Origin of the sequence: Corynebacterium aurimucosum ATCC 700975 (assembly GCF_000022905.1) — a bacterium.
GTDB lineage: Bacteria > Actinomycetota > Actinomycetes > Mycobacteriales > Mycobacteriaceae > Corynebacterium > Corynebacterium aurimucosum_F.
On sequence record NC_012590.1, the window covers coordinates 910932 to 924971 of the forward strand.

General features: G+C 61.1%; 13 protein-coding genes. 10 read left to right on the forward strand and 3 right to left on the reverse strand.

Going from position 1 to position 14040, the window contains the following annotated elements; translation table 11 throughout:
- Positions 1 to 6 precede the first annotated feature (6 nt).
- The 3 genes from glp to sepX all read left to right on the forward strand — a co-directional run bounded on the left by glp (position 7) and on the right by sepX (position 3438).
- A complete protein-coding gene (gene glp / locus CAURI_RS04405; protein ID WP_010187592.1) occupies positions 7 to 1299 on the forward strand; it encodes a molybdotransferase-like divisome protein Glp in 1293 nt (430 codons plus the stop codon).
- A gap of 18 nt (positions 1300 to 1317) precedes the next feature.
- Positions 1318 to 2034: a GNAT family N-acetyltransferase gene (locus tag CAURI_RS04410; RefSeq protein ID WP_012714943.1), complete on the forward strand. Its 717-nt coding sequence runs from the start codon at positions 1318 to 1320 to the stop codon at positions 2032 to 2034.
- Between the two features lie 168 nt (positions 2035 to 2202).
- On the forward strand, positions 2203 to 3438 hold the full coding sequence (sepX, locus tag CAURI_RS04415; RefSeq protein ID WP_010187590.1) for a divisome protein SepX/GlpR: 1236 nt from the start codon (positions 2203 to 2205) through the stop codon (positions 3436 to 3438).
- A 40-nt stretch (positions 3439 to 3478) separates the two neighbouring features.
- On the opposite strand, the gene CAURI_RS04420 is transcribed toward sepX, so the two are convergent.
- Positions 3479 to 4096: a DNA-3-methyladenine glycosylase I gene (locus CAURI_RS04420; RefSeq protein WP_012714944.1), complete on the reverse strand. Its 618-nt coding sequence runs from the start codon at positions 4094 to 4096 to the stop codon at positions 3479 to 3481.
- Positions 4097 to 4120: 24 nt separating this feature from the next.
- Positions 4121 to 4624 carry a methylated-DNA--[protein]-cysteine S-methyltransferase gene (locus tag CAURI_RS13575; RefSeq protein ID WP_010187580.1) on the reverse strand — a complete coding sequence of 168 codons (504 nt, stop codon included), beginning with the start codon at positions 4622 to 4624 and terminating at the stop codon, positions 4121 to 4123.
- Between the two features lie 54 nt (positions 4625 to 4678).
- Between CAURI_RS13575 and CAURI_RS04425 the strand changes: the two genes are divergently transcribed.
- Both CAURI_RS04425 and CAURI_RS04430 read left to right on the forward strand, forming a co-directional pair.
- A complete protein-coding gene (locus CAURI_RS04425) occupies positions 4679 to 5092 on the forward strand; it encodes a DoxX family protein (protein WP_010187578.1) in 414 nt (137 codons plus the stop codon).
- Entirely contained in the window at positions 5079 to 5768 is a 690-nt protein-coding gene (locus CAURI_RS04430) for a zf-HC2 domain-containing protein (RefSeq protein WP_010187576.1), read from the forward strand. Before CAURI_RS04425 ends, CAURI_RS04430 begins: the two co-directional genes overlap by 14 nt.
- Here CAURI_RS04430 and CAURI_RS04435 read toward each other — a convergent pair.
- Positions 5765 to 7399 carry a dolichyl-phosphate-mannose--protein mannosyltransferase gene (locus CAURI_RS04435; protein WP_080550357.1) on the reverse strand — a complete coding sequence of 545 codons (1635 nt, stop codon included), beginning with the start codon at positions 7397 to 7399 and terminating at the stop codon, positions 5765 to 5767. The genes CAURI_RS04430 and CAURI_RS04435 overlap by 4 nt on opposite strands.
- 17 nt (positions 7400 to 7416) lie before the next feature.
- Between CAURI_RS04435 and rsmI the strand changes: the two genes are divergently transcribed.
- The 5 genes from rsmI to CAURI_RS04460 all read left to right on the forward strand — a co-directional run bounded on the left by rsmI (position 7417) and on the right by CAURI_RS04460 (position 13901).
- Positions 7417 to 8265: a 16S rRNA (cytidine(1402)-2'-O)-methyltransferase gene (gene rsmI / locus CAURI_RS04440; RefSeq protein ID WP_010187572.1), complete on the forward strand. Its 849-nt coding sequence runs from the start codon at positions 7417 to 7419 to the stop codon at positions 8263 to 8265.
- 305 nt (positions 8266 to 8570) lie between these two features.
- Positions 8571 to 10412: a BCCT family transporter gene (locus tag CAURI_RS04445; protein WP_010187570.1), complete on the forward strand. Its 1842-nt coding sequence runs from the start codon at positions 8571 to 8573 to the stop codon at positions 10410 to 10412.
- An 88-nt stretch (positions 10413 to 10500) separates the two neighbouring features.
- Positions 10501 to 12333, forward strand: coding sequence for a methionine--tRNA ligase (gene metG, locus CAURI_RS04450; RefSeq protein ID WP_010187567.1), 1833 nt, complete (start codon positions 10501 to 10503; stop codon positions 12331 to 12333).
- Positions 12334 to 12337: 4 nt separating this feature from the next.
- Complete coding sequence (locus CAURI_RS04455) at positions 12338 to 13531, forward strand: MFS transporter (RefSeq protein WP_010187565.1); 1194 nt, start codon at positions 12338 to 12340, stop codon at positions 13529 to 13531.
- Positions 13532 to 13592: 61 nt separating this feature from the next.
- Positions 13593 to 13901: a HigA family addiction module antitoxin gene (locus CAURI_RS04460; RefSeq protein WP_012714948.1), complete on the forward strand. Its 309-nt coding sequence runs from the start codon at positions 13593 to 13595 to the stop codon at positions 13899 to 13901.
- The last annotated feature ends 139 nt before the right edge of the window (positions 13902 to 14040 follow it).

Sequence of the window (14040 nt, forward strand, 5' to 3'; positions counted from 1 at the left end):
CGGTACATGCGTTCGGTCGATGACCAGATGGCGTTCATTCTTGATGCAGCGATGACTCCTGAGCCGGTACGCATCGCCATCGCGAATGCCCTAGGTCTCAAGTGCGCGGAGGAGGTGCAGGCAAACCAGCCGCTTCCAGGCTTTCCGCAAGCAGCCATTGACGGCTATGCCGTGCGCGCTGTGGACGTCGGGGGAGAGAAGGCCCTCAAGGCGCGCACTCGCCACGACGCTGAGGATGCGGATGCTCCTGCCTCGGAGACAGAGGTTGAGCGCTCGCTTCCGGTGGTGGGAGAGGTTCCTGCAGGCTCGCGCCAGCCTTTGCGCTTGCAGCCTAAGCAGGCGGTGCGGGTATATACTGGCGCGCCTTTGCCCACGCTTGCCGACGCCGTCCTTCCCCTCGAATGGACCGATCGCGGCCGCAAGCGCGTGACCTCACACCGGCCAGTGCGTTCGGGAGACTTCGTGCGCCGCGTGGGCGATGACATTCAGCCCGGGGATGTTGCCGTGTCTTCCGGAACTATCTTGGGGCCAGCACAAATTGGCCTGCTTGCGGCAGTCGGACGCTCGAAGGTGCTGGCCTATCCGCGCCCGCGCGTGACCATCGTGTCCTATGGCAAGGAGCTTGTCGACGTCGACCGCGAGCCTGGCTTGGGCCAGGTCTTCGACGTGAACTCTTATTCGCTCGCGGCGGCCGCAAAGGAGGCCGGGGCGGACGTGCACCGCGTGGGCATTGCTGCCGGTGAGCCGCGCCGCGTGCGGGAGGCCTTGGAGACCTACCTGGCGCGCAGTGAGGTGCTGGTGATTTCCGGTGCCGTGGGTGGTGCGGGTTCGGAGGAGATCCGCGAGGTCCTCGATGAGCTAGGGGATGTGGACACCTCCCGCGTGGCCATGCACCCCGGTTCGGTCCAAGGCTTCGGGCTATTAGGTGAGGAACGCATCCCGACCTTCTTGCTGCCCTCGAACCCGGTGTCCGCGCTGGTTATTTTTGAGGTCTTTGTGCGCCCGCTGATCCGGCTCTCCCTGGGCAAGCGCAGCGGTCAGCGTCGCGTGGTGCGCGCACGCGTGCTCAACCACATGGAGTCCCGCCCGGGGCGCCGCGGCTATATTCGTGCCCGTCTCATGCGGGATGCAGACACCTCCGACTATCTGGTGGAAGGGCTGGGCGGCGCGGCTGGCGCGCCGGCGCATTTGCTCGCCGGACTATCCGAGGCCAACGCGATGATCCGCATCCCGGAGGAAGTGACAGAGATCCGCCCTGGAGACGTGGTGGACGTCCTGTTCCTGACCCAACGCAGCTAGCTGGCCACCGCCGACATCATGCTTGATCCTTTCGGTACCGCAGCGGGGCGCTTTTCCACTCCCGCCAGCGGTGAGGTTAACCCCGACCATCCTGGATGGCCAGAAGCTACGCCTGCGGTCCGGTTGCGAGAGTCTCGTGTCTTCCCGCGCGGGGCGACAGTGCGCCTGCGCCCCCTGCTGCGCCGGGACGGTGAGTCTTGGCGGCGCCAGCGCATCGGGGATAGGGACTTCCTTAAACCGGTAGAGCCGACTCTGCCGACGTCGTGGGATGCGGCACATTCGCAGTCGGCATGGTGGAATCACCTGATATTTCTGCGTGATTCTGCCCGCGCTGGAACGGTGGTGCCGCTCGTTATTGACGTCGATGGGCAGTTCCGGGGTCAGCTGACCATAGGCAATATCCAGCATGGAGGGGTCAGCGAATGCTGGATTGGCTATTGGGTTCATTCCGCGGTGCACGGAGCTGGCGTGGCTACTGCTGCCTGTGCTCTCGGCGTGGACCATGCTTTTTACCGTGTAGGGCTGCATCGTGTGACGGCCACCTATCTGCCGGAGAATCCTGCTTCCGGCAAGGTACTGCACAGCAACGGGTTTCGGGATGAGGGCTTCCTGCGCCGGAACCTGCATATCGACGGTGCGTGGAGGGATCACCACTTCTTGGCACTGAACCGTGAGGATTTTGCGTCCGGGGCGGTCGAGCGCTTGCGCGCGACGGGCCGCCTCAGCGGTGCTTAGCCAATGCTGAACCGGTCGATATTTTGGTCAACTACCTCTGCTTTCACTTAAGTAACAACCTTGTAATTTATGGGCTCGTTGATGCCCACAGGCCAGGGCTGGGCGGCTAGAGTAGGGGCCTAGTTATATTCCCTTTTTCGTCGACCCCTGAAAGTGGGACACAGCCGCATGATGACTGCCGTGCCGATCATTCTCGTAATCGTGTTGTGGCTCTTCATCCTCGCCCCGTTGCTTTTGCGTTCGCAACGCCCGATGAGCCATACAGGTGAGGCCTTTGAAGAGACCCGCGTGCTCTTCGAAGGCGATTCCGGCTCCGTGCCGGGCCGTCGCAAGCCGCGCTTGGGTAAGGAAGATATCCGCATGAGTTCCCAGGCAGAGGCGCAGGCTGGTGCTGAGGAGGCAGACTACGAGCTGGTCGAGGCCGAAGGAGTCAGCGAGGATTCACAATCCGGCCCTGTTGAGACCGCTGCGACTGATGCTGCCGAGCAGCCAGATGTCGCCGACACTATTGACGGCGAAGTTGTTGAGGCTGAAGATGCGGAAGAGGATTTCGAGCTAGCAGCGGAACCTGAGCATGATGCCAACAAAGAGCACGACCTCGATAATGACATCGAGAGCGTTGAATCGAACGCTGCCGAGGTTTTCACGGTTCCAGCCAACGCTAGTGTCGCAGAGGATGCCTACGGCTTGGATGACGCCTATACCTCTCCGGTCGATTTGATGTACCCGGGAGCTATTGACTCTCTGGGCCAGACGCCGGAGGACTTTAACGCCGAGGAAACAGACGGCGCTGATGATGCTCCGGAGCCGGAAGAGACCACAGCGGTTGACGGCGAGAGCATTGATGTCGCAGAAACGAACTCTGCGGACGCTGAAACCAATGGCAGCGATACCGAGCTCTCCGCGGAAGAGCTTGCCTTTGCGCAGCGCCGTCTTGGCCGCGGCGGCTGGGATCCTGTGAAGGAGAAGGAGGCTTCGGCCACGCGTTACCAGCGCCGCCAGCGCACGCTCATTGGCCTAGCCGTGGCAGTGGTCGCAACGGTATGCCTGGGCATCGTCGTGGGCGGTTGGACCTGGTGGTTGGCGGGCATCGCTGGTGTTGTGACCACGGTCTACCTGGTGGCGCTGCGCGCCCAGGTACGCCGCGAGCAGGAGCTACTTCGTCGCCGCGTCTACCACCTGCGCCGTGCGCGCCTGGGTGTGCGCAACGCGGAAAATCCTGCTGAGTCGCTGCCGCCAAACCTGCGCCGGCCGGGCGCCCTCATCTTGGAAATCGATGATGAAAGCCCGGATTTTGATTACCTTCCGGTGTACTCGGAGGATGATTCCGACGGTGGTTTCGACGGCCCCCATCCTTCCCCGCGCCAGCGGCGTGATGATCTCGCGGCACGGCGAGTCGGTTAAGTGGCACGCGAGTGTGTCTTGTGCCTAAGCGCGCTGAGCGCTAGGCCGACCACACTCCCGAGCTCCCGCGGCGATGTGAGCCCAGAAGGTGGGCATCCACCATCCCGATGGCCGTCATGAGGGAAAAGCAGGTCACTGGGCCGACGAACTTGAACCCGGCCTTCTTCAAAGCCTTGGACATGTCCAAGGCTTCTTTTGTGTATTTCGGGATATCTTCTTCGCTTTCCGGCGCGATGGTTTCTTCAGGCAAGAAGCTCCATAGGAATTCGTCCAACCCGCCCTGCTCGCGCAAGGCCACCGTGGCTCGTGCGTTAGCGAGCACCGCGTTGATTTTGAGGCGGTTGCGAATAATTCCTGGATTGTTCATTAAACGCTCGACTTCCTCCTCACCAAAGCTGGCCAGAAGGTCCGCATCAAATCCCACGAAAGCAGTGCGGAAAGCATCACGCTTGCGCAGTACGAGCTCCCAGCTCAGCCCCGCCTGGAAGCCTTCCAGGCAGAGGCGTTCCAGCAGCGCGGATTCTTCGTGGACAGGCATGCCCCATTCGGTGTCGTAATACTCCTTGAGCAGTGGGGAAGTCATTGCCCACGCCGGGCGGCCAAGCCCTGTCGCGTCATAAACAAGTCTCGTATCGTTTGCCATTTGTGTACTAGTCATGCCTTTTTAGACTCTAAAACTTACTCATTGGTTCCCCGCTTCGTGCTCCAGCAGTAGCCGTTTTGCAGCAACTCCCCCGCGGTAAGACCCCAGACCGCCGCTTGCTGGTACGACCCGGTGGCAGGGCACCACGATCGGCAGAGGGTTGCTGGCACAGGCACTGCCTGCGGCGCGAGCAGCTTGGGGGCTCCCAGCCGCAGCGGCAAGGCGTGAATAGGTCCAGTGCTCACCGAAGGGGATATCACGAAGCGCGCGCTGTGCTCGGTCGCGGAAGGTTTCAGGAGAAGGAGGGACGTCGAGAAGCAGCTCGAAGTCTCGCCGCGTGCCGGCGAAGTATTCGGTGATCTGTTGGGTGGCCGCGACAAGAACTTTAACGCTCGGCCAGGTGCTATCTGAGCGATCGGTGAGGCGTCGCAGGCCGCTGAGATTTGGGGATTCGTCAGGGAAATACACCTGCGATAAGCCTCGCGCGGAGCCCACGAGAGTGAGGCGGCCGAGGGGAGAGTCCAGTGAGGTCCACACGTGCATGCTGGGCGGGAGTCCTTTCGGAGAGAGGTGGCCATCCAGGGTAGTCTATGAACCATGAATAGACCCGCCGTACGCGATGCCGCGCTCCTGATCTTCCGCGCGGTACTGGGAGTCATCTTCGTGGCGCACGGTGTAGACAAGATGTTTTTTAGCGGAATGGATGAAATAACCGGGCAGTTTTCCGCACTTGGTGTCCCGCAGCCGCATACCTCGGCGTACTTGGCTGCTTTCGCGGAAATGCTGGGAGGGGCGGCGCTGGTCGTAGGCCTGCTCACCACCTTTGTCGCGGGTGCTTTGGCTCTCCTGATGGCCTGCGCATTGTATTTCGTGCACATGGGCAATGGCCTTTTTGCAGCCGATGGTGGCGTCGAGTATCCGCTGGTTCTCATCGTGTCGTTGCTTATGATTGTCGTCTTTGGCTCCGGCCGGGCCAGTGTGGATGGGGTGTTGAGCCGTGCTGACGCATGAGCAGGTGCAGGCGGCGATTTCCGCACAGCTCGATGGGGAAGCTCCGCAGCTCTCACCGGACGTCATTGAAGCGCACGTGTCGGGATGCCCCGAGTGCGCGGCTTTCCGAGATAAGGCGGCAGCCCTAACACACTCGTTGAGCCTCGTGGAACCGGCTGGCGTTCCGCCGCAAGACCTGTCTGAGGTCATCCTCGCCGGCGTGGAGCCGGAATGGCAGCGCGCTTCCAGCACGCGGCAGGCGTCGCTGACGTTGGCGCGAGTATCCCTGGGGGTGTTGGCTCTGGTGTTTTTGGTGTGGGCGGTCGTGGTCGTCGTTAGTGCCTCAGGCTTGACCACCTTATCGAGCGAAGGAACCCTCGCGGAAGGGGCTGACCCAGGGCGCGCACACCTGCTGATGGAGGCTGCGGCGCTGCGTTTCGGTTTAGCAAGTGGCTTGGCTTTTGCGGCATGGCGCCCCGCCTCGGCACCTGGATTGTTGCCGGTAGCGTGCACGATGTTCGCGTTCCTGTGTGGTTTTACCATGCGCGATTTTGCCCTGGGCAGCGTCGCCGCGGGGCAGGTTTATATCCTCATCGGCACGGGCTTGGCCACCGCCAGCTTGGGCTGGGCCTGGGCGGCGGACCGGGGATTCCTGCTGCGGGATGTTTACCGGACGTTGTCCGCTAGCCCGCGTTAGGACCAAGACGGCAGCCACATCATGGAGCTGTTCCACGAATCCGGGATGAGGTAGCCATAAAGAATCGGGGAGAAGTAGGCGAACATCGCCACCACGAGTGCGGCGTAGCACACGGTGAGGAAGGTGCCCAACGGCATCGCGGACCCAAAGAGTCCTGTGAGCCAGCGCCATTGCAGAACACGGCCGCGCCCAATCATTTGCCCCAAAGTCAGAGATATCAGCACGATGACAAACGGGATGAAAGCCGTGGCATAGAAGAAGTACATCTGGCGGTCGAAAACGGCCAGCCAAGGCAGGAATCCCGCCGCTGCACCCACGAGCGGGATGAGGAAGGCGCGGTTGCGGCGAACGAGCAGGGACCACAAGCCCCACAGCACTGCCGGGATGACCAGCCACCAGATGGCGGGAGTACCAAAGAGGTACAGCATCTTGCGGCAAGAGCCGCCGTCCCCGCAGGAGATGTCCGTGGCGGAGTAGTAGAGGATAGGGCGTGCAGCCACCAGCCAAGCCCACGGCTTGGAATCCCAGGGGTGGCTGTGCCCACCGGAGGTGGTCAAGGAAGCGTGAAACTCCAACACGGAAGAGTGGTAGTAAAACCAGCCGGCGAGTGGCTCGGGGAGGTGGAGCAGCCAGGAGCCCTCTTCAATCGTGCCGTCTACCTTGGCGTGGCGGTAAACAGCGGTTTCATCAGCGAACCACGCACGCCAGGACCAGGTGTACAGTGCCACAGGAACCGCAACGATGGAGGCGAGGGCCGCTGGTGTATCGCGTACCAGCGTGCCCACGATGTAGCGGCGCACGCCATACAGACGGCGCAACGCGAGGTCCGAGAAAACGCTCATCAGACCGAAGAACATGATGTAGTACAGGCCAGACCACTTGACCGACAACGTCAGCCCCAGGAAAACGCCGGCCGTAAAACGCCACCACCGGAACCCAAAACGGGGGCCGAAGTCGGAGTCACCCATCGTTCCCGACACGAAGGCGGCCTGGAGGCGTTCACGCATCTGCTGGTGATCCCGCGCCAAAGCCCATGCGGCGGCGACCACAAAGAAGACTTGGAAGATGTCGAGCATTCCGAATTTGGAGGCCACGAGCAGTACACCATCGCACACGGCGAGCAGGCCAGCCAGGAATCCCACCTGCCACGAACCAGACAAGCGGCGGGCCAGCGCCATGGTGAGCATTACTGTGCCCACACCAAAAAGCGCGGCCATGGCCCGCCATCCCAGTGGGGTATAGCCGAAAAGCGCTTCTGATATCGCAATGATTTGCTTGGCCAGCGGCGGATGGACAACCAAGCCGTAGCCCGGATTAGATTCAATACCGCCTAGGAAAAGGTTGTGCCAGCTGGTGACCATGTCCCAGGCCTGCGGCACGTAGTGTTTCTCATCGAAGACGGGTGTGCCTTCAGAAACCGGTGCAGTTAGACCAATGAATCGTGTGAGAAAAGCTAAGACACCAATGATCGCGGTGCTGATCGTGTCGGCCCGGGTCCAGGTGTAGGGCCGCGGGGCAGGCGGAGCCGGCCGGGTATGGGCGCCACGCGCGGCGGAGAGGCGCGTGCGCTTGCGGCGCCCAGATCGATCTGTAGGGGTTGCGATACTCACCCGGAAGAGTCTAGCTTGCATGTGCAATGCTGGGGAGTATGAGTCTTCAGCTTGAACCCCTGCCTCGCGGTGTCATCCTCGCCGCCACGCCGCTGGGAAATCCCGGTGATGCTTCCGCCCGTCTCATGCAGGCTTTGGGCCACGCAGATGTGATTGCCGCGGAAGATACTCGCCGTGTACGCAATCTGGCCCAGGCATTAGGAGTAGAAATCCGCGGCAAGGTGGTCTCCAACTTTGACCACAACGAAGAAGAGCGCTCGCGCACGCTGGTTGCCGCTGCCCGGACAGGAACTGTACTTGTCGTGTCGGATGCCGGTATGCCGCTGGTTTCTGATCCGGGACACTCCATCGTGACCGCCGCCGTGGAGGCGGGCGTGCCGGTGACGTGTTTCCCCGGGCCCTCGGCGGTGCCGACTGCTCTCGCCCTGTCGGGCTTAGGAGTAGGCCACTTTCTCTTCGATGCCTTCCCACCGCGCAAGCCCGGCCCGCGTAAGGCGTGGCTGGAGTCCTTGGTGGGGGAGCAGCGCGCTATTGCTTTCTTTGAGTCCCCGCACCGCTTGGCGCAGACGCTTGGCGACGCCTCTGAGATCCTCGGCGCCGACCGTCGCGCTGCAGTCTGCCGCGAGCTGACGAAGACATACGAGGAGATTAAGCGCGGTTGCTTGGGCGAGCTTGCCGAATGGGCGCAAGAGAATGCGCGGGGTGAAATCACCGTAGTCATCGAGGGCGGTGATGCCGCACCCGTGTCGTTGGAGACCCTTGTGGAGCAGGTCCGCGCAGAGGTAAAACGGGGCGTGCGGGCCAAGGATGCCTGCAAGCAGGCCGCCGCGGGAACGGCGTGGTCTAATCGTGAGCTTTATGATGCCTACCTTGCTGCCCGTGGCTGAGCTGCATGAATAAGAAAAAGTGATGACCGTCTCTTTTGTGGCAATCGTTATGGCATCGTTATGTCGCTCGGTGTGGCCGTGGCATGCGCAGTAGGGGAGCTATACCTCCGAAAAGCCTCCGAACAAGCTGGCAAGCTGCACAGTTGCGGTACACGTTTAGCAGCTGTAGTGGAATAACGGTCGCACCAAGAAGCTCGTGACAGCCGGTTGAGGAACGCTATATGCCCGAAATACATGTGGCGAATAGTCTTTTTGTTTCTGATTTAGTTTGACTAGTTGATGAGACAGCACCAAGGTCGGTAGGTATGACAGACTCGACTAATTCAGACAATGTGAAGGACACGGAGGTGTCTTCGGCTGCCTCTCAAGGACAGAGCTCGCCGGCTGCGGTGGAAGAATACCGCACTGTCGACGAGCGCCTCGAGGCATCTTCAGCCACGAGCCAGCTCCAGGACATGCTCACCAACAAGGCGTTCGATCCTGCGGCTGAACCTGCACCAGTTGAGGAACAAGAAAACGACGAGTACGGGCCCGGTGGCATCGATTCGCCGATCGACTGGACCATCGTGGGAATCGCCGGCCTGCTCGTTGCCGCCTTTGTGGCATGGGGCTTGGCCGCTCCAGAGAGCTTTGCCACCTTCTCCAGCAATGCTCTGAGCTTCGTGGTGAATAACTTTGGTTGGGCCTATGTCCTCTTCGGAACAGTCTTCGTTATTTTTGTCATCTGCATTGCTGCCTCTAAGTTTGGCACTATCCGCTTGGGCAAGATCAACGAAGAACCGGAATTCTCCACGGTCTCTTGGATCGCGATGATGTTCGCTGCCGGCATGGGCATCGGCCTGATGTTCTACGGCGCTTCCGAGCCGCTCAACTACTTTAAGAACGGCGTTCCGGGCCATGGTGAGAATGAGGTAGGAACCTCAATGGCCACGGCCATGTTCCACTGGACCCTGCACCCATGGGCCGTGTACGCCATCGTGGGGCTTGCCATCGCTTATTCCACCTTCCGTATTGGCCGCAAGCAGTTGTTGAGCCAGGCTTTCGTGCCGCTCATTGGCCAGCGCGCTGCGGACGGTGCCGTGGGCAAGATCATTGACATCTTGGCCATCTTTGCCACTGTTTTTGGTACTGCTTGTTCGTTGGGTCTGGGTGCCATGCAGATTCAGGCAGGCCTGCAGGCCTCCGGAATTATTGAGAACCCCACGCAGAACGTCGTCATCGGCATCGTTCTCGTGCTGACCTTGGCCTTCATCCTGTCGGCCATGTCTGGGGTGGGCAAGGGCATTCAGTACCTTTCCAATGCCAACATGATTCTGGCGGCTCTGCTGGCCATCTTCGTGTTCATCTTTGGCCCCACGGTGTCGATCCTGAACCAGATTCCGGGTTCCATCGGTAACTACCTGGCGAACTTCACTGAGATGATCGCTCGTACTGCTGAGTCTGACAACGGAACTGCCGGTGAGTGGCTGTCGACGTGGACCATCTTCTACTGGGCTTGGTGGGTTTCCTGGTCGCCGTTCGTGGGCATGTTCCTCGCTCGCATTTCCCGCGGTCGCTCCGTCCGCGAGTTCTGCGTTGGCGTGCTTCTTGTCCCGGCTGGTGTCTCCACCGTGTGGTTCGCCATCTTCGGCGGTACCGCTATCCACATGGAGCAGAAGGGTAACTCCATCTCTGGTGAGTCTGCTGAGCAGGAACTGTTCAACCTTCTGCAAAACCTTCCCGGCGGCTTCATTGCGGGTATCGTTGCGGCACTGCTGCTGGCTACGTTCTTCATTACGTCGGCCGACTCGGCGTCGACAGTCATGGGCTCGATGTCTCAGTCCGGTGCCACCACTGCCAAGCCGTGGCTGTCCGCGGCATGGGGTGTGCTCACTGCGGCTGTGGGCCTGACCTTGCTGCTGTCGAGCGAGGATGCCCTGTCGAACCTGCAGAACGTCACCATCGTGGCAGCGCTGCCATTCCTCTTCATCCTCGTTGGCCTCATGTTCGCTATTTTTAAGGACTTGAGCAACGATGTGATTTACCGCGAGTACCGTGAGTCCCAGGCCTTCCAGCGCAAGTTGGCGCGTGAGCGTCGCCTGCACCGCGAGTTCCAGCGCGAGCAGGCCTACAAGGCCCGCCGTCGCCAGCACAGTCACAAGCACTAGTTAGCATCTTGCTCTGGTGCGCGAGCATTTCTTCCTTACACCCCCTCACTGCATTGCCGGTGAGGGGGTGTTCGATAGAGTAGGGGCCATGACTGAGACAGTTGTCGTTAATGTTGCTTGGCCCTATGCCAACGGACCCCGCCACATCGGACACGTGGCGGGTTTCGGCGTTCCTTCCGACGTGTTCGCCCGCTTCCAGCGAATGCGTGGCAACGACGTCCTCATGGTTTCCGGTACCGACGAGCACGGCACCCCGTTGCTGGTACAGGCGGACAAGGAAGGCGTGACGGTTCGTGAATTGGCGGATCGCTACAACCGTCAGATTGTCACCGACCTGGCTGGCCTCGGACTGTCTTATGATCTCTTTACCCGCACCACCACCCGCAACCACTACGCGGTGGTGCAGGAGCTGTTCAAGGGCCTGTACGAGAACGGCTACATGATTAAGGAGACCACTCAGGGCGCAATCTCGCCGTCCACAGGGCGCACTTTGCCCGACCGCTACATCGAGGGCACCTGCCCGCTGTGTGGCGCCGATGGCGCGCGCGGTGACCAGTGCGATAACTGCGGCAACCAACTCGATCCGGTGGATCTCATTAACCCGGTATCCAAGATCAACGGCGAAACCCCGAAGTTCATCGATACCGAGCACTTCCTGCTGGACCTTCCTGCGGTCAAGGATGTCCTCGAAGAGTGGCTGAAGACGCGCGAGGACTGGCGCCCCAATGTGCTCAAGTTCTCCCTCAACCTGTTGGAGGATATGCGCCCGCGCACCATGACCCGTGACATTGACTGGGGCATTCCCATTCCGGTCGAAGGCTGGGAGGACAATGGTGCGAAGAAGCTCTACGTGTGGTTCGACGCAGTTATTGGTTACCTGTCTTCTTCCATCGAGTGGGCACACCGCACCGGTAACCCGGATGCGTGGAAGGATTACTGGCAGAACCCGCAAGCCCGTCACTACTACTTCCAGGGCAAGGACAACATCACCTTCCACTCCCAGATCTGGCCAGCAGAGCTCTTGGGCTATGCGGGCAAGGGCTCCAAGGGTGGTGAGCTGCACACCTATGGTGAGCTCAACCTGCCGACGGAAATCGTGTCTTCGGAGTATCTGACCATGTCCGGTTCCAAGTTCTCCTCCTCCAAGGGCGTTGTTATCTACGTCAAGGACTTCCTTGCGGAGTTTGGCCCGGACGCACTGCGTTACTTCATCGCCGTGGCTGGCCCTGAGAATAACGACACCGACTTCACCTGGGACGAGTTCGTGCGCCGCATCAACAATGAGCTTGCTAACGGCTGGGGAAACCTGGTCAACCGCACCGTGTCGATGGCTCACAAGAACTTCGGCGAGGTCCCGGCCCCGGCCGCGCTGGAGCAGGCAGACAAGGACATCCTGGCACTGGCGGAGGAGACCTTCACCACCGCCGCGGAATTCCTCGAGCAGTCCAAGTTCAAGCAGGCCATGACCGCCATCATGCACGTCGTCGGCGAGGCCAATGCCTACGTCGCGGCGATGGAGCCATGGAAGCTGGCCAAGGATGAGACCCAGCGGGAGCGTCTGGCCACCGTGCTGTGGACCGCACTGCAGGTGGTCTCCGACTGCAACGTGATGCTGACCCCGTTCCTGCCTTTCACCGCACAGAAGGTGCACGAGACCCTGGGTCGTGACGGCGTCTGGGCCGCACAGCCGCGTATCGAGGACGTGGTGGATGATATGCCGGTCGAGCTCGTTGGCGTAAACCTCCCGCCGGAGAACCACCCGTACCCGATCATCACCGGTGACTACTCGGCGCAGCAGGCTGCGTGGAAGCGCGTCGACATTACTCCGGGCACTGCGCTGCAGAAGCCGAAGCCGTTGGTGGCAAAGCTCGATCCGGAGCTCGGTGAGACCGGCCCGGAGTGGGCCCCGGTTCAGAAGTAAAGGCGTGGGCTCGGCGTTTCGGCGCTCGCTTGCGCTCATCCTCCTCTTTGTCGTTGTCTGTCTGACCGCACTGAACCTGCGTTCCGGTATCGCTTCGGTGGCACCGGTGCTGGGACAGATCCAGAATTTCTTTGGGATTAGTTCTGGGCAGGCAGGTTTGTTGACCGCGCTTCCTGGCCTGTGTTTTGCTGCCATGGGATTGGCGGCGGTTCCCATCGCGCGCCGCGCGGGGCTAAGCCGCACCTTGGCCGGCGGCACGGTGGCCTTGGTTGCGGGGCTCGCTCTCCGACCGTGGGTAAGTAGCTTTCCGCTCTTCGTGGCGCTTACTCTATGCGTCGTTGCCGGAATCGCGCTGGCGAACGTGCTGCTTCCCGCCTGGATCAAGCAGCATGGTTCGGGCCGCACACTGGTGGCGTTGATGACCACCTACACCACGATGTTGGGCGTGTCCAGCGCCCTTGGCCCGCTATCCGCGGTGACGCAAAGCACGTGGCAAGGTGCACTGTGGATCTGGTGCCTGCCGGCCGTCGCACAGCTGGTGGCCTGGATAGTGGTCCTTCCGCAGGCTGGCAAGGATGTCGCTCACGGCACGATTGACGAGGCAGGCGCGCAGCGCCCCATGTTCGCCTCGCCCACGGCGGTAGCCATGCTTTTCTTCTTTGGACTGCAGTCCACCATGGCCTATGTCCAGATGGGGTGGCTGCCGCGCATGCTGGTGGAGAAAGGGGTGAGTGAGAACACCGCCAGTGTGTCGCTCGCCGTCATCGGAGTCTTTAACATTCTCGGCGGCGTGGTCATGCCGTGGCTTATCTCGCGACTGGACCGTCTTGCCCCCGTGCCCGTGGTGCTGGCGCTATGCACCTGCGCCGGGTGGGGTGGGGTCCTCGTGGCCGCCGACGCCGCCCCGCTGGCTTGGGCTTGCCTCATGGGAATCGGTGGTATGTGTTTCCCGCTGGCGCTGGCATTGCTCACCGCACGCACACGAAGCGCGCTGACTACCGCGCGTCTCTCCGGTTTCGTGCAGCCGGGCGGCTACGTCCTGGCGGGCCTCGTGCCGCTGTCCGTGGGAGTGGTGCGCGGCGCCACCGGCAATTGGACCGCTGTGCTCATTGGTCTCATGGTGCTCAGCCTCTGCATGCTGGTGGCGGGTTTGCGCGCGACCACGCGGGTCTACATTGACGACGAGCTCGCTGCCTAGCGGGGGTCCTCAACGGTATACTTTCGGTGGACCGCTTTAGGGCCAGAGGAGGTTGAAATCGTTGACTACCACTAACAAGCCCCCCCCAGTGCACCCAGGCGAAATCCTAATGGAGGATTTTCTCAAGGAAATGGGGATCACCCAGCACAAACTCGCTGTTTCGATAGGGGTCCCGCCTCGACGTATTAACGAAATCGTCCACGGAAAGCGGGCTATTACCGCCGATACGGCTCTCCGTTTGGCTAAATATTTTGGAATATCCCCACAGTTCTGGCTGGGGCTGCAGACCCACTACGACTTGGATGTCGCGGAAGACAAAATTCTCGCTGAGTTGGACGATATTGCGCCGCTTCAGGCAGCGTCGGCTTAACGCGTTTGCCGTCTGTGACCGCGTTGCGCAGGGTGAGTTGCTTAAGCCGAAGTCGCCGTTGTTGCCAAAGTTTCCCGCTTCGCCTCAAGATCCAGCCCGATCTTTGGCAACAATGGCAGTGCCGTCACTGGGGTGGGGC